We start from the raw sequence: 15,017 nt of genomic DNA, 5'->3' as shown, positions 1-15,017 counted from the left end.
CCGCGCCCCGGGCCCGGGGTGCCGCTAGCCGAGGATCCGTACGGCCGCCGGGACGCACTCGGCGGTCACCGGCAGCGGCCCGACCCGCTCCCCGTCGGCGTAGGCGGTCAGCCCCACGGCCTCCAGCGTGACCTTCGCGGCCCGGTGGACGGTGACCGCGGGGTGGCTGAGGTGCGTCCCCTTGTAGACCTGCGGGAACACCTTCAGGAGGGTGGTCCGGCTGCAGTCGCCGACGACCACGACGTCGAAGAGCCCGTCGTCGGGGACCGCGTCGGCGCAGATCCGCATGCCGCCCCCGTACGAGGACCCGTTCCCGACGGCGACCAAGGTGGCCCCGGTCTCGATCACGGGTCCGTCGTCGAGGGTGATCCGGTACGGGAAGGGCCGGAAGGCGGCCAGTTCCGCGATCATCGCCAGGTCGTACTTGAAGCGGCCCGCGGGCAGCCGCATCCGGTTGCCCCGGTCGTTGACCCGCGAGTCGAAGCCGGAGCAGAGCACGGTCCCGTACCAGGTCCCGGCCACCCGCCCCAGGTCGATCTCGCGCACCCGGCTCTCCTTGAGGGCCTCGGCGGCCAGCCGGCCCGCCAGTGCCGGCTCCCGTACGGGCAGGCCCAGGGCGCGGGCGAAGTCGTTGCCGGTGCCCACCGCGACCACCCCGAGCGGCACCAGGGTCCCGGCCAGGGCCTGGAGCGCCAGGGAGACCACGCCGTCGCCACCGACGGCGATCACCGCCCCGGTTCCCTCGCGCACGGCGGTGCGCAGCCGGGCCAGGGCGTCCTCGGCGTCCGTGCCGACGACGGTGCGGACGTGGAAGCCCGCGTCCCGCAACGCGGAAGCGGCCGGCTGCGCGGCGTGCGCGCCCCGGCCGCGTCCTGCGGTGGGATTGACGAAGAGGGTGATCTCAGCGCTCACCGCACGGAATGTACCCGTCAGGTGGCGTCGTCGTAACCGTTGATCCGCCGGCGTCCGCCGTCGGTCTGCTCGGGCAGCTGTGCCGGGGCCGCCACCGCTTCCACCGCGCCGATCGGGGCGGGCGCGAGGTCGAGCTCGGAGGCCTCGTCGTCGGAGAGCAACGCGTCGGGGTTGTTGCGGCGCCGCCTGCGGTCGTTGACCAGGCAGATCCCGAGGGCGATGAAGTACAGGGCGACGATCGGGGAGGCCAAGGACAGCATCGTCAGCGGATCGCCGGTGGGGGTGGCGAAGGCCGCGAAGACCGTGATGCCGAGGACCATGCCGCGCCACCAGCCGGCGAGCCGCTTCGCGGTGACGACCCCGGTGAAGTTGAGCAGGATCAGCAGCAGCGGCAGCTCGAAGGCGAGGCCGAAGACGACGACCATGCGCGTGACGAGGTCGAGGTAGTCGTCGACCGGAAGCAGGTTGCGCGCGTGCTCGGGGGTGAAGTCGAGGAGGATCGTGGCGGTCTTCGGCAGCAGCCTGTAGGCGAGCACCGCCCCCGCACCGAAGAGGGGCGCGCCGATCGCGACGAAGCCCATCGCGTACTTCTTCTCGTGGCTGTGCAGGCCGGGCGCGACGAAGGCCCACAGCTGGTACAGCCAGACCGGGGCGGAGAGGACCACGCCCGCGGTGAGCGAGACCTTGAGGGCGATCGAGAACGGCGCGATGAGGCCGTTCACGGTCATGTCGGCGCAGGGCCGGCCGTTGCGCTGCGAGACCACCCCGTCGGTGCAGCCGACGGAGTCCAGCATCGGCTTCAGCATGAAGTCGATGACGTCCTTGTAGTAGAAGGCGGCCACCACGGTGATCACGAGGATCGCCAACACCGACTTCAACAGGCGGTTTCTCAGTTCACGCAGGTGCTCGACAAGGGGCATCCGCCCTTCGGCGTCCTTGTTCTGCTTCTCCTGCTTGCGGGCGGACTTGAGCAACCCACGTCCCTTGTCTCGTTGCAGTTGACCGGCGCGCCCGTGATCGCGACCACGGTGCCGACCGGGTCGTGACCGGCGGATCAGCCCTGGGTGGTGTGGTTCGGCTCGCTCACGGGCCGGGAGCTGGTCACGTCGCCGGGGGCGGCCTTGATGGTGCGCGGGGCAGCCTGCTGCGGGGCCTGGTCGGCGGTGCGCGCGGCGTCCTCCGCGGCGCTCTCGCTCTTCATGGCCTTGGCCTCGCTCTTGAGGATCCGGGCCGACTTGCCGAGGGAGCGGGCCATCTCGGGGAGCTTCTTCGCACCGAACAGGAGCACGATGACAGCGATGATCAGAAGGATCTCGAGGGGCTTCATATTGCCGATCATGTGTGTCTTCCTTCTCACCGAAACGGCTGGTTGTGGTGGCAACGGCACAGGACGTGATCCTCGGACCGCTCCAAGGATCGTAACCCCCGGGGGTTAACGACCGGCAATCCCCCGGCGTACCCCGCCTTGCGCGCGGCTGCGTCAGACGGTACGGGGCACGGCCCACACTTTCCATATATCCGCCGGCCGCGCGTGGCGCGTCCGGCGGACGTGCGTCGCTCAGCGGCCCACGGTCTCCCGGCCCGCCCGGGCCAGGTCCTCGGCGGCGCGCTCCAGGTCCCCGGAGGCGTCCGCGATCCGCCGGCTGGCGTGCGCGACCTGGCCGGACAGCCGCCGCACCTCCACGAAGACGCGCAGCGCCAGGACGGCGAGGACGGTGAGCCCGAGGAATCCCAGGGCGATTGCGAGCATCGGCCACAGCATGGGACGAGCGTAGGCCACGGTGCCGTCAGACGCTGCGCAGGGTGCTCACGCCGCCGCCGGTCAGCAGCTCCACGATGCGCTCGCCGGCCGGCTTCCGTACGGACGCGGCGCACGCCGGGCAGGTGAAGGAGTAGAAGGTGGTCCGCCGGCTGCCGCCGATGACCAGCCGCAGGGCGGCCGCGTCCAGCTCGAAGCGGGCCCGGCAGTCGGGGCAGGCGGCCTTGAAGGTGACCGGCCCCGCGGCGGCGGGCCGTCCCGGCGGCCCTGCGGCGGGCCGCCCGCCCCACGGCCCAGACATTCGCGACATCCTCGGCGCTCCCCTCAGCCGTTCGTCTTCCCTGCGGTGCGGCCGCGCCGGGTGCCGCCGGCGCCGCCCCGGACCCGGGCGCTGTCGTGCAGCTGCCTCCGGGCCGGCCCCGTACCCCTCGGATGGCCCCGTCGCCGTGGGCTCAGCCCTGCTCCCCGTACCCGGCCAGTGCCTCGCGCGCCGCCTGCCGTGCGCTCTCCGCCAGCTCCGGCGGCGACACGATCCGGCCGTCCCGACCCAGCCGCAGCGCGAGGCGGCGCAGCGAGCCCGGGTCGGGGCTGCGCAACGTGATCCGCAGGCCGCCGTCGGACAGCTCCTCGGCGCTGTCGTGCGGGTAGTACTCGGCCACCCAGCGGCCGGCCGGCCCCACCTCGACCACGACCTGCGGGTCCTCGGCGGCCGGCTGCACCAGCCCCACGGACAGGTCGCGCGGCTCGATCGCGGGCGGTTCGGAGCGCTCGTCGAGCAGTCGGATCTCGGCCACCCGGTCGAGGCGGAAGGTGCGCCGCGCCTCGGAGAGGTGGCACCACCCCTCCATGTACGTGTGGCCCACCGCGAAGAGCCGGATCGGGTCGACGGTGCGCTCGGTGAGCTCGTCCCGCGCGGGCGAGTAGTAGCGCAGCCACAGGCGGCGCCGCTCGGCTATGGCACGGTCGACGTCGGCGAAGACCCCGCCCTCGGCCTCGAAGGTCACCGACAGCCGGGAGCTGGCCCCGGCGGCCTCCCCGGCGGCCGCCTCCAGCTTGGCGGTGGCCCGCAGCAGGGCGTCCCGGTCGCTCTCGCGCAGCCCCGGCAGGGTGGCGACGGCGCGGGCCGCCACCAGCAGGGCGGTGGCCTCGTCCGCGGCCAGGCGCAGCGGCTCGGCCGTGGACTCCCCCGAGGCGTCGGCGTTGTGCCACCAGATCCGCTCGCCGTCGGTGTCGATGTCGAGCAGGTCACCGCCCCGGAAGCTGGTGCCGCACATCGGCAGCACGTCGAGGTCCGAGATCAGCTCGTCCTCGGTGATCCCGAAGGCGCGGGCGACGTCGGCGACGTGCGCCCCGGGGCGCTCGCGCAGGTAGGTCACCAGGGACAACATCCGGCGGGTCTGGTCGATGGCGTTGGCGGCCATGCTGGTAGGTCTCCCCCTCAGGGCACGTCGTGGATACGGTGCGGTGTGCGGACGGTGCGGTGGAACGGAACCGGGTGCGGGGCCCGGAGGGCCTCAGCCCCCGGCGACGGCGCGCAGCCGGTCCACCACGTCCGACCGCAGGCCGGTGGGCTCCACCACCACGACGTCCGGCCCGAACTCCACGAGCCATGCGTCCAAGCCGTGCCCGTACGGGATCTCCAGCTCGTCCCAGCCGTCCGCGACGCCCTCGCGCAACGCGGTGGCCTTGGCCCGCAGCGGGTAGCCGGCGCCTGACCTCAGCCGGATCACGGCGGTGCGGTCCGCACTCTCCCCGGCCCAGCCCGCCACGGTCTCCCGCACGGTGACCACGTCCGGCACCTCGGCGGTGTACGTGCCGGCCCGGGAGCGGACCTTGCCGGTGATCCGGGAGAGCCGGAACACCCGCTCCTCCCCCCGGTCCCGGTCGTGGCCGGCCAGGTACCAGTGGCCGCGCCAGCACTCCAGGGCCCAGGGCTCCACGCTCCGGGTCTCCGGCCGGGCGGCGGTGGACTTGCGGTAGTCGAAGACCACGGGCCGGCGGTCGCGGCAGGCCAGCATCAGCGGCTCGAAGGCGGCTTCGTGGACCGGGATGCGCGGCTCGATGACGCTGTGCTGGCCCCCGTACGGGTCCTCCGCCTCCGGCATGCCGCCCGCCCGCAGCTTCTGTAGGGCGCCGCTGGCGGCCCCGGCGAGGCGGGCCTGCTGCCAGACCTTGGCCGCCAGGCCCAGGGCGGCGGCCTCCTCGGCGTCCAGGGAAACGGGCGGCAGTCGGTTGCTGTCGCGGCGGGCGAGGTAGCCGGTCTCGCCCTCCAGGTTCTCCACCGTCTCGATGACGAGGCCGAGCTCACGCAGATCGTCCTTGTCCCGCTCGAACATCCGGTTGAAGGACTCGTCGTTGCCCGCTTCCATGTACGCCTCGATGGAGCCGCGCAGCTCGCGCTTGCTCAGCGGCCGGCGGGTCCCCAGCAGGCACAGCGCCAGATTCATCAGCCGCTCGGCCTTGGCAATCGCCATCGACGCCCTTCCGCCCTTCTCCAGTGCATGTCCGTGACCGTTGACCGTACCGCCCCGGCGCTCCCGGGCAAAAGCGAGGGCCCCCGCCTCACGGCAGGGGCCCTCCAGCCCGTCAGGGGCGGCCGGTTCAGCCGACGCCCATCAGGTCGCAGACGAAGATCAGCGTCTCGCCCGGCTGGATGGCCGGAGTCGGGCTGTGGTCACCGTAGGCGAGGTGCGCGGGGATCGTCAGCTTGCGGCGGCCGCCGACCTTCATGCCCTGGACACCCTTGTCCCAGCCCTCGATGACCTGGCCGATGCCCAGGATGAACGGCAGCGGGGCGCCGCGGTTCCAGGAGGCGTCGAACTCCTCGCCGGTGGAGAAGGCCACGCCGACGTAGTGGACGGAGACCTTCTGGCCGGCCTCGGCCACCGGGCCGTCACCCTCCCAGATGTCCACGATCTCCAGGTCCTTCGGGGCGGGGCCCTCGGGGAAGTCGATCTCGGGCTTCTCGAGCTTGTCGCTCACGGAACTGCTCCTCAGAAAAACGTACGGGTCCCCCCGACGGTAGCCGGGGGGACAACCGGGACAGTCTTACATCACCGCGAGGATGTCGAGGCTGAACACCAGCGTCGAGTTCGCCGGGATCGAGCCCTTGGCCTCTGCTCCGAAGCCCTGGTCCGGCGGGATGACCAGCAGGATGCGGCTGCCGGCCTTCTTGCCGACCAGGCCCTCCTTGAGGCCCTTGACCGAGATCTGGTCCATCGGCCAGGTCACCGTCTGGTCGAGGGCGTAGGTGCTCTCGAAGGTCTTGTCGTCCTTCCACGTCTTGCCGTGGAACTTGACGACGACGCTGTCGGTGTCCTTGACGACCGGGCCGTCACCCTCCAGCACGTAGTTCGAGACCAGCTTGGCCGGCGGCTCGCCCTCCTTCGGAACGGTCACGGCGACTTCCTTGCCGTCCGTGTTGGTGCCGATCTTGGGCAGGGCCTTGTCCTCCTGCGGGACCTCCTTGCCCGTGGCGGAGACCGGGACGCTGGTGCCCTTGACGATGTCCACGACGAAGACCAGCGTGGCGTTCGGCTTGATCTTGTCGCCGGAACCCTTGGCTCCGTAGCCCAGGTCCGGCGGGATCACCAGTTCCAGACGGCTGCCGACCTTCTTGCCCTCCAGGCCCTGGTCCCAGCCCTTGATGACCATGCCGGCGCCGATCGTGACCTCGAACGGCTTGCCCTTGCCGAAGCTCTGGTCGAACGGCTCCTTGCCGTCCCAGACCTGGCCGTAGTAGTTGACCTGGGCGACATCGCCCTTCTTCAGCGCCGGGCCCGTGCCCTCGCTGATGGTCTCCACCTTCAGCTCCTTCGGCGGGTCGCCCTCGCCCTTGGACAGCTTCGGGGTCTCTCCGAACTTGGCGCCCTCGGTGATCGCGGGCACCCCGTTCTTCTTATCGGCGGAGTCGGAGCCGCTGTCGCCACAGGCTGCCGTGGACAGCAGCAGAGCGGGTACGACCAGCAGGCCGGCAAGTCGGCGCACGTGTTCCTCAGATCTCAGACGGCAACGGTCGTCGCCACTCTAAGGCGTGCGGGGGCCCCGTACGAGATACGTACGAGGCCCCGGCCACAATCAGTGCGATGTCACATGCCGGCGATCAGCTTCTCCACCCGGTCGTCGACCGCCCGGAACGGGTCCTTGCACAGCACCGTCCGCTGCGCCTGGTCGTTCAGCTTCAGGTGCACCCAGTCCACGGTGAAGTCCCGCCGCTGCTCCTGCGCCCGCCGGATGAAGTCACCCCGCAACCGCGCCCGCGTCGTCTGCGGGGGCACCGACTTGCCCTCGAAGATCTTCAGGTCGTTGCAGATCCGCGCCGCCTGCCCCTTGCGCTCCAGCAGGTAGTACAACCCGCGCCGACGGTGGATGTCGTGGTACGCGAGGTCTATCTGGGCCACCCGCGGATTCGACATGGTCATGCCGTGCTTCGCCCGGTACCGCTCGATCAGCTGGTACTTCATGACCCAGTCGATCTCGGACGCGATCCGGTCCAGGTCCTGCGACTCCACCGCGTCCAGCGTCCGGCCCCACAACTCCAGCACCTGCTCCACCGTGCCGGAACGGATCCCCCGACGCTCGGCGAAGTCCAGCGCCTTGTCGTAGTACTCGCGCTGGATCTCCAGCGCCGAGGCCTCACGGCCGCTCGCCAGGCGCACCTTGCGCTGGCCGGTGATGTCATGGCTGACCTCGCGGATCGCCCGGATCGGGTTCTCCAGGGTCAGGTCCCGCATCACCGTCCCCGCCTCGATCATCCGCAGCACCAGATCGGTGGCCCCGACCTTCAGCAGCATGGTCGTCTCGGACATGTTCGAATCCCCGACGATCACGTGCAGCCGACGGTACCGCTCCGCATCCGCGTGCGGCTCGTCACGGGTGTTGATGATGGGCCGCGACCGCGTCGTCGCGGAGCTGACGCCCTCCCAGATGTGCTCGGCACGCTGGCTCACGCAGTAGACCGCGCCCCGCGGCGTCTGCAGCACCTTGCCCGCCCCGCAGATCAGCTGCCGCGTGACGAGGAACGGAATGAGGATGTCCGCCAGGCGGGAGAATTCCCCGTGCCGCGCCACCAGATAGTTTTCGTGGCAGCCGTACGAGTTTCCCGCCGAGTCGGTGTTGTTCTTGAAGAGGTAGACGTCGCCCGCGATTCCCTCCTCGTGCAGGCGGCGTTCGGCATCGACCAGCAAGCCTTCGAGAATGCGCTCCCCGGCCTTGTCGTGCGTGACGAGCTCGGTCACGTTGTCGCATTCGGGAGTCGCATATTCCGGATGCGATCCCACATCGAGGTACAGGCGGGCACCGTTCCGCAGGAACACATTGCTACTGCGGCCCCATGACACGACACGGCGGAAGAGGTAGCGCGCCACTTCGTCAGGAGACAGTCGGCGCTGTCCCCTGAACGTGCACGTGACGCCGTACTCGTTCTCCAGCCCGAAAATGCGGCGGTCCATGACTGAACATTACGCCTTTGGCACCCATCTGAAACCGGCTTCGGGAACGCCGTTTCGATCAGTTCCCGACGAGCCGGCCCTCCGCCGCCTCCGCAGCACCCGCCACGGAGCCCGTCACGGTCCGGGACCGGCCGGGAGCCACGAGGACCCGCTGAGTGAACGTCAGCACCAGCAGGGCCGCCACACCGGCCGCACACGGCACCGCGAACCCCGACACCGTGCCGCCCAGTTCCACCGCCGGACCCGCCACCGCCGTACCCGCGGCCGCACCCACGCCGAAGAAGGTCACCAGCCACGAGAACGCCTCCGTGACCGTACCCACCGGAGCGTGCCGGTCCACCACGATGAACGCACAGGCGATCGTCGGCGCCAGGAACACCCCCGCAAGGGCGGTCAGCGCCGTCATGGCCACCGGACCGGGCGCCAGCAGCAACGGCAGGTAGCCCAGCGCCAGCAGCGCCACCAACAGCCGCAGCCGCCGCTCCGGCGCCCCGCTCCACTGGCGCGCCCCGTACACCACGCCGCCCACCAGCGCACCGAGCCCCAGCGCGGCCATCAGCCACCCGTAGACCGCCTGGCCGCCGTTGTCATCGGAATAGGCGATCGCAGCCACCGCGATCGAGCCGAGCGCCATGCCCACGAAGAAGAAGGCACCCAGCAGCGCCCGCAGCCCCGGCGAGCGCAGCGCCCCCAGCCAGTGCGCCTCCCGCGGCTCCGAGCGCCACGTACGGGACGGCTCGGACACCACCACGGACAGCGCACCGAGCACACCCAGCGCATTGATCACCAGCAGGGCCCCGGCCGGACTCCACAGCGCGACCGACACCGTCACGATCAGCGGACCGACGGTGTACATGACCTCCTGCGCCACCGCGTCCAGCGCGTACGCGGCGTGCACCCGGTCCTCCCGACCGCCCAGCACGCTCGGCCACAGGGCCCGCAGCCCGCCCTCCAGCGGCGGCGAGAAGAACCCCGCCACCACCATCGCGGCGTACGCGACCGCCGCCGAGCCGGTACCCGCCAGCGCCAGCCACGCCATGCCCAGCGCCGCCACCACGGCCGACGGGAGCTGAACCCGGGGCTGGCCGTACAGATCGACCGCACGACCGAGCAGCGGCTGCCCCACCGCGTTGGCCACGCCGTACACGGCCGCCAGGGCACCGGCGAGGCTGTAGCTGCCGCCCTCCGCCCGGACGAACAGCATGATCGCGATCGCAGCCGTGGCGTTCGGCAGCCGGCCGACGAGCGTGCCCGCCAGCAGCCGCGCCGCGTGCTTGGTCCTGAGCAGCTCCGCGTATCCCGCGGCCATCTGGCGCCCCCTTCTGCCCGGACCAGCCGGGGTAATACGTATAACTAGGCGGCTCATACGTACCATGGCCGAAGCCCGGGGGTCCAGCCGAACAACCGGCCCCACCCCTCCGACCTCGCACTACAGGAGAACCGTGTGACGAGACCCACCAGCCGCGACGTCGCCACCGCCGCCGGGGTCTCCCAGGCCACCGTCTCCCTCGTCCTCGGCGACAAATGGCGCGGCCGCGTCTCCGAACGCACCGCCGACCTCGTCCGCGCCACCGCAACCGACCTCGGCTACCGACCCAACCTCGCCGCCCGCAACCTCCGCCTCGGCAGCACCCGCACCGCCCTCCTCGTCGTCCCCGCCCTCACCAACGAATTCTTCGCCCGCGTCCACACCGGAGCCGCCCGCGTCGCCGCCGCACACGGCTTCGGCGTCGTCCTCTACCCCTCCCCCGACGGCACCGGCCCCGCCCGCAACCCCTTCGCCTCCGCCAGCGCCGCCCTGGACGGCGTCATCGCATCCTCCATGGCCGCCGCCGCCCTCGACGCCATCGGCGGCGACGGACTCCCCCTCGTCATGCTCGACAGCGCCCCCGGCTCCGGCCGCGCCGCCGCCCACGTCAACCTCGCCATGGCCGACGGCGTGCGCCAGGTCACCGAACACCTCCAGGCCCTCGGCCACCGCCGCTTCCTCCACTTCGCCGCCGCCGTCGACACCTGGACCTTCGACGTCCGCGCCCAGGCCCTGGCCCGCCTCCTCGACCCCCACGCCGAGCTGCGCACCGTACGGGCCCCGCTCGACGTGGCCGCGGCCTGCACGGCCATGGAGGCCGCCCTCTCCACCCCCGCCGACCGGCCCACCGCCATCGTCTGCGACGACGACATCCTGGCCGTCGGCGCCTGCAAGGCCGCCCGCCGCCTCGGCCTGCGCGTCCCCGACGACCTCTCCGTGACCGGCTTCGACGACCTCGCCCTCGCCACCGCCGTCGAGCCCGAACTGACCACCGTCCACCTGCCCGCCGAACGCGTCGGAGAACAGGGCATGGCCGCCCTCCTCGCCGTCCTCGACGGCACCGGCTGGACCGCCCCCGACATCCCCGTCGAGCTCGTCGTACGCGCCTCCACGGCACCCCCGCCGACCACCCGCCCCTGACGACACCCCGCGGAAACCCGAAACGCCCCGGCCCCACCTCCGAAGAGGCAGGACCGGGGCGTGGAACGCCCGAGAACCGGGGCGGCGCCTACTCGGCGTCGTCCTCCGGGGCCTCGTCGTTCGAGACCGCGTCGGCCTGCGCCGCCGCCGGAACATCCGCCTCCAGCAGCCGCGCCAGCTGCCGGCCCCGGATCCTCTTGAACTTCCGCTGCTGCGACCGCGTCCGGTCCAGCACCGCGACCTCCAGCCGCTCCGCCGGAATCGTCTTGTCCGCACTGTTCGCCTGGCTGGACAGCGCCTGCACCGCCAGCTTCAGCGCCTCCGAAAGCGTCATCCCCTCCCGGTGGCGCTGGTCGAGGAAGCTGCTGATCTGCTCGGCGTTCCCGCCGACCGCGACCGAGCCGTGCTCGTCCACGATCGAGCCGTCGTGCGGCAGCCGGTAGATCTGGTCACCCGCGGCGGTCGTACCCACCTCGGCCACGACCAGCTCCACCTCGTACGGCTTCTCACCGGCACTGGAGAAGATCGTGCCCAGCGTCTGCGCGTACACGTTCGCCAGCCCACGGGCCGTCACATCGTCGCGGTCATAGGTGTATCCGCGCAGGTCCGCGTAGCGCACACCGCCGATCCGCAGGTTCTCGTACTCGTTGTACTTGCCGGCGGCCGCGAAGCCGATCCGGTCGTAGATCTCGCTGAACTTGTGCAGCGCACGGGACGGGTTCTCACCGACGAACACGATGCCGTCGGCATACTGCAGCACCACGAGGCTGCGACCGCGGGCGATGCCCTTGCGGGCGTATTCCGCCCGGTCGGCCATCGCCTGCTGCGGGGAGACGTAGAACGGAGTCGACACCGGCTGACCGTCCCTTTCTTCTGGGCTCCTGAGGGGCTGTTACGGATCAGAGCAGGGCGGCGCGCGGGCCGTCCGGCTCCTGGAGGCGGCGGTCGGTGACCTTGCGGGCGATGCCCTGGGACTCCTCCTCGGTCAGCCGCCGGAAGCCCTCGTCGGTGATGACGGTGACGATCGGATAGATGTTGCGGTAGAGGTCCGGGCCACCGGTCGCCGAGTCGTCGTCGGCGGCGTCGTACAGCGCCTGCACGACCAGCGTGGTGGCCTGCTCCTCCGTCAGGTCCGGGCGGTACAGCTTCTTCATCGACCCCCGGGCGAAGATCGAACCCGAACCGGTCGCGGCGTAACCGTGCTCCTCGGAGCGGCCGCCGGTCACGTCGTAGGAGAAGATACGGCCCTTCTCCTTGCCCTCGTCGTAGCCGGCGAACAGCGGCACCACGGCGAGCCCCTGCATGGCCATCCCGAGATTGCTCCGGATCATGGTCGACAGCCGGTTCGCCTTGCCCTCCAGGGAGAGGGTCGCCCCCTCCACCTTCTCGAAGTGCTCCAGCTCCAGCTGGAACAGCTTCACCATCTCCACGGCCAGGCCGGCGGTGCCGGCGATGCCCACCGCGGAGTACTCGTCCGCCGGGAACACCTTCTCGATGTCCCGCTGCGCGATCATGTTGCCCATCGTCGCGCGCCGGTCACCGGCGAGGACGACCCCGCCGGGGAACGTGGCGGCCACGATGGTCGTGCCGTGCGGCGCCTCGACGATCCCCTCCGGAAGCTTCCGGTTGCCCGGCAGCATCTCGGGTGCGTGCGCACCCAAGAAGTCCATGAAGGACGACGACCCCGGCGTCAGGAAGGCTGCCGGAAGACGCCCTGTGCCACGATTGTTGGCTTCCACGCGTGTCCCTCCAGGTATGAAACGACCCGACGAGCGGCGTCGGGATCGTCTCCCAACTTGCCGATGGCCGTGTTGCAGTTGAAGCAAAGTACGCCACGGACCTTACCCGTCGTGTGGCAATGATCCACATGTACCGCTGGAGCCTTCAGGCAGATACAGCAGACCCGCCCTGCGCAGCGATCATCTCGTCGCGCTCGGTCTCAGTCATGCCGTACGCACGCTTGAGGTGGCCTGCCCGGCCTTGAACGGCCCGGCAGGCCCTACAGCGAGTGGACAAGCCATCCGATGCACTTGCGTTCTTGTGCCACTCACTGTGTGGCTTGACCTCACCGCACTGCCGACAGCGCTTCCACCCCGCCGGCACCTCCACCCGCTCCTTACCCGCTCCTTGACGGCCTTGCCTTTAGCCGCCTGGCGGCGCCGATAGTGCTGCGCGCTGTACGCCGCGACGCATTCACGGCACCTCGGCTGCAGGCCGTCCCCTCGGTTACGATCCGCAGCAAACCCGCTCAGTGGTATGTCACGGTTACACCCGCGACACCACTTTGATCCGTTGGACATGGACCAAACCCTGGCGGAATCACCTTAGATTCGAAGGCTACTCGCCGCCTTTTTGTACGAAACTACGAACGAAGTCCTCGGCATTTTCCTCGAGCACATCGTCGATTTCGTCCAGTACGGAGTCGACGTCGTCGGAGAGCTTTTCCTGCCGCTCCTTGAGGTCGGACTGTGCTTCCGCGGCCTGCTCCTCGACCTCCTCGGTCGAGCGAGTGGCCTTCTGCTGTCCGCCGCCGGTGTCCTTGGTCGCCATGTCTACCTCACCCCGCTCGGTTCGCACGCTCGTGACGAGGGACCCCGGGATCGGGATCCCTCAAGATCAGACCCTACTTCGGACCCTACAAGGAGGGCCGGACTTTCGTCCCCGTACTTTGACAACGTCCGGGTGTTCCCATGATTCCCGGGTGAGGCAGCTTTCAGGCCCCTCCCGGGAACGCCGTTCAGTTCCCGCTGAGCACCCGCACCAGGTCCTCCGCCGTCCGGCAGCGGTCCAGGAGCTCCTTGACGTGCTTGCGGGTACCCCGCAGGGGTTCCAGCGTCGGGACGCGCTGGAGGGAGTCGCGGCCCGGCAGGTCGAAGATCACCGAGTCCCAGGAGGCCGCGGCCACGTCGTCCGCGTACTGCTCCAGGCACCGGCCCCGGAAGTAGGCCCGGGTGTCCTCCGGCGGCTTCCCGGCGGCCCGCTCCACGGCCGACTCGTCCACCAGCCGCTTCATCTTGCCGCGGGCCACCAGGCGGTTGTACAGGCCCTTGTCGGACCGTACGTCCGCGTACTGGAGGTCGACCAGGTGGAGCCGGGCGGCGTCCCAGCCGAGCCCGTCACGGCGCCGGTAGCCCTCCAGGATCTGCCGCTTGGCGATCCAGTCCAGCTCGCCCGCGAGGCTCATCGGGTCGCTCTCCAGGCGCCCCAGGACGTCCTCCCAGCGGGAGAGCACGTCCTTGGTCTGTTCGTCCGCGTCGGCCCCGAACCGCTCCTCCACGTACTTGCGCGCCAGCTCGAAGTACTCCATCTGCAGTTGCACGGCGGTCAGGGTGCGGCCGCTGCGCAGCGAGATCAGGTGGCGTAGGTCGGGGTCGTGGGAGACCTGGTGCAAGGTGCGTACGGGCTGGTCGACGGCCAGGTCGACGGTGATGAACCCGTCCTCGATCATGGAGAGGACGAGGGCGGTGGTGCCGAGCTTGAGGTAGGTGGAGATCTCGGAGAGGTTGGCGTCGCCGATGATCACGTGGAGGCGGCGGTACTTCTCCGCGTCCGAGTGGGGCTCGTCGCGGGTGTTGATGATGGGCCGCTTGAGGGTGGTCTCCAGGCCGACCTCGACCTCGAAGTAGTCCGCGCGCTGGCTGATCTGGAAGCCGTGTTCGCGTCCGTCCTGGCCGATGCCGACGCGGCCGGCGCCGGTGATCACCTGTCGGGATACGAAGAAGGGGGTGAGGTGGCGCACGATCTCCGAGAAGGGGGTCTCCCGCTTCATCAGGTAGTTCTCGTGCGTGCCGTAGGAGGCGCCCTTGTTGTCGGTGTTGTTCTTGTAGAGCTGGATCGGCTGGGCGCCGGGGAGCTGGGCGGCGCGTACGGCCGCCTCGGCCATGATCCGCTCGCCGGCCTTGTCCCAGAGGACGGCGTCGAGCGGGTTGGTGACTTCCGGGGAGCTGTATTCGGGGTGCGCGTGGTCGACGTAGAGCCGTGCGCCGTTGGTGAGGATGACGTTGGCCAGGCCGATGTCCTCGTCGGTGAGCTGGCTGCTGTCGGCGGCCTCGCGGGCGAGGTCGAAGCCGCGGGCGTCCCGCAGCGGGTTCTCCTCCTCGAAGTCCCAGCGGGCGCGTCGCGCCCGGTGCATCGCCGCCGCGTAGGCGTTGACGATCTGGGACGAGGTGAGCATGGCATTGGCGTTCGGGTGACCGGGGACGGAGATCCCGTACTCCGTCTCGATCCCCATTACTCGCCGTACGGTCATGCGGCCCTCCTTGCCCGGCGGCGCCCCCGTTCGGGAGCGGCGCTCAAGTACCGCTGGTGGTCCGGTGCGTGTGCGGTGCCCGACCCCGCACTGCGGATGCGGCGGTACGGATGAGCCTAGAACCACTCCACGCCGGTGGGGAGATCATTTCCGTTCTTTGGTTCCGCCCCGTCACGGCCGAAAAGCGGTCGGTAATGC

The 15,017-nt window shown here is 70.5% G+C and carries 17 protein-coding genes; 1 reads left to right on the top strand and 16 read right to left on the bottom strand.

All coding sequences use genetic code 11. The annotated features are described in order from the left end of the window. Positions 1 to 24: 24 nt before the first annotated feature. The 11 genes from ACFV7Q_RS01645 to ACFV7Q_RS01595 all read right to left on the bottom strand — a co-directional run bounded on the left by ACFV7Q_RS01645 (position 25) and on the right by ACFV7Q_RS01595 (position 9,430). The gene (locus tag ACFV7Q_RS01645) at positions 25 to 912 is read right to left on the bottom strand and encodes a diacylglycerol kinase (protein ID WP_385422411.1); all 888 of its coding nucleotides are present in this window, start codon (positions 910 to 912) and stop codon (positions 25 to 27) included. A gap of 17 nt (positions 913 to 929) precedes the next feature. Continuing rightward, positions 930 to 1,886, bottom strand: coding sequence for a twin-arginine translocase subunit TatC (gene tatC / locus ACFV7Q_RS01640; protein WP_385422409.1), 957 nt, complete (start codon positions 1,884 to 1,886; stop codon positions 930 to 932). An 80-nt stretch (positions 1,887 to 1,966) separates the two neighbouring features. After that, entirely contained in the window at positions 1,967 to 2,251 is a 285-nt protein-coding gene (gene tatA / locus ACFV7Q_RS01635; protein WP_385422407.1) for a Sec-independent protein translocase subunit TatA, read from the bottom strand. A gap of 219 nt (positions 2,252 to 2,470) precedes the next feature. Then, positions 2,471 to 2,674: a hypothetical protein gene (locus ACFV7Q_RS01630; protein WP_385422405.1), complete on the bottom strand. Its 204-nt coding sequence runs from the start codon at positions 2,672 to 2,674 to the stop codon at positions 2,471 to 2,473. 25 nt (positions 2,675 to 2,699) lie between these two features. Next, positions 2,700 to 2,972, bottom strand: coding sequence for a hypothetical protein (locus tag ACFV7Q_RS01625; protein ID WP_385422403.1), 273 nt, complete (start codon positions 2,970 to 2,972; stop codon positions 2,700 to 2,702). 151 nt (positions 2,973 to 3,123) lie between these two features. Further along, a complete protein-coding gene (locus ACFV7Q_RS01620) occupies positions 3,124 to 4,092 on the bottom strand; it encodes a helix-turn-helix transcriptional regulator (RefSeq protein WP_385422402.1) in 969 nt (322 codons plus the stop codon). Between the two features lie 93 nt (positions 4,093 to 4,185). Next, a complete protein-coding gene (locus tag ACFV7Q_RS01615) occupies positions 4,186 to 5,145 on the bottom strand; it encodes a helix-turn-helix transcriptional regulator (RefSeq protein ID WP_385422400.1) in 960 nt (319 codons plus the stop codon). Between the two features lie 127 nt (positions 5,146 to 5,272). Next, positions 5,273 to 5,653: an FKBP-type peptidyl-prolyl cis-trans isomerase gene (locus tag ACFV7Q_RS01610; protein WP_385422398.1), complete on the bottom strand. Its 381-nt coding sequence runs from the start codon at positions 5,651 to 5,653 to the stop codon at positions 5,273 to 5,275. A gap of 66 nt (positions 5,654 to 5,719) precedes the next feature. After that, on the bottom strand, positions 5,720 to 6,658 hold the full coding sequence (locus tag ACFV7Q_RS01605; RefSeq protein WP_385422396.1) for an FKBP-type peptidyl-prolyl cis-trans isomerase: 939 nt from the start codon (positions 6,656 to 6,658) through the stop codon (positions 5,720 to 5,722). A gap of 101 nt (positions 6,659 to 6,759) precedes the next feature. Next, positions 6,760 to 8,121: a Pup--protein ligase gene (gene pafA / locus ACFV7Q_RS01600; protein ID WP_385422394.1), complete on the bottom strand. Its 1,362-nt coding sequence runs from the start codon at positions 8,119 to 8,121 to the stop codon at positions 6,760 to 6,762. Positions 8,122 to 8,179: 58 nt separating this feature from the next. Then, a complete protein-coding gene (locus ACFV7Q_RS01595) occupies positions 8,180 to 9,430 on the bottom strand; it encodes an MFS transporter (protein WP_385422392.1) in 1,251 nt (416 codons plus the stop codon). A 135-nt stretch (positions 9,431 to 9,565) separates the two neighbouring features. Here ACFV7Q_RS01595 and ACFV7Q_RS01590 point away from each other — a divergent pair, with 135 nt between their 5' ends. Further along, positions 9,566 to 10,570 carry a LacI family DNA-binding transcriptional regulator gene (locus tag ACFV7Q_RS01590; RefSeq protein ID WP_385422390.1) on the top strand — a complete coding sequence of 335 codons (1,005 nt, stop codon included), beginning with the start codon at positions 9,566 to 9,568 and terminating at the stop codon, positions 10,568 to 10,570. A gap of 88 nt (positions 10,571 to 10,658) precedes the next feature. Here ACFV7Q_RS01590 and prcA read toward each other — a convergent pair whose 3' ends face one another. From prcA to dop, 5 genes are all read right to left on the bottom strand, one after another. Further along, positions 10,659 to 11,423 carry a proteasome subunit alpha gene (gene prcA, locus ACFV7Q_RS01585; protein WP_385422388.1) on the bottom strand — a complete coding sequence of 255 codons (765 nt, stop codon included), beginning with the start codon at positions 11,421 to 11,423 and terminating at the stop codon, positions 10,659 to 10,661. Between the two features lie 46 nt (positions 11,424 to 11,469). Then, positions 11,470 to 12,309 (bottom strand): proteasome subunit beta, encoded by an 840-nt coding sequence (gene prcB, locus ACFV7Q_RS01580; RefSeq protein WP_385422384.1) that lies wholly within the window; start codon positions 12,307 to 12,309, stop codon positions 11,470 to 11,472. Continuing rightward, entirely contained in the window at positions 12,261 to 12,437 is a 177-nt protein-coding gene (locus tag ACFV7Q_RS01575) for an endonuclease domain-containing protein (RefSeq protein ID WP_385422382.1), read from the bottom strand. The genes prcB and ACFV7Q_RS01575 overlap by 49 nt, the downstream gene beginning before the upstream one ends. A gap of 470 nt (positions 12,438 to 12,907) precedes the next feature. Next, positions 12,908 to 13,120: a ubiquitin-like protein Pup gene (locus ACFV7Q_RS01570; protein ID WP_045947082.1), complete on the bottom strand. Its 213-nt coding sequence runs from the start codon at positions 13,118 to 13,120 to the stop codon at positions 12,908 to 12,910. A gap of 187 nt (positions 13,121 to 13,307) precedes the next feature. After that, positions 13,308 to 14,819, bottom strand: coding sequence for a depupylase/deamidase Dop (gene dop, locus ACFV7Q_RS01565; protein ID WP_385422380.1), 1,512 nt, complete (start codon positions 14,817 to 14,819; stop codon positions 13,308 to 13,310). Positions 14,820 to 15,017: the final 198 nt, after the last annotated feature.

It is taken from the genome of Streptomyces sp. NPDC059851 (assembly GCF_042732005.1).
Classification (GTDB): Bacteria; Actinomycetota; Actinomycetes; order Streptomycetales; family Streptomycetaceae; genus Streptomyces.
This window is presented reverse-complemented; position numbering and strand designations above follow the sequence as displayed.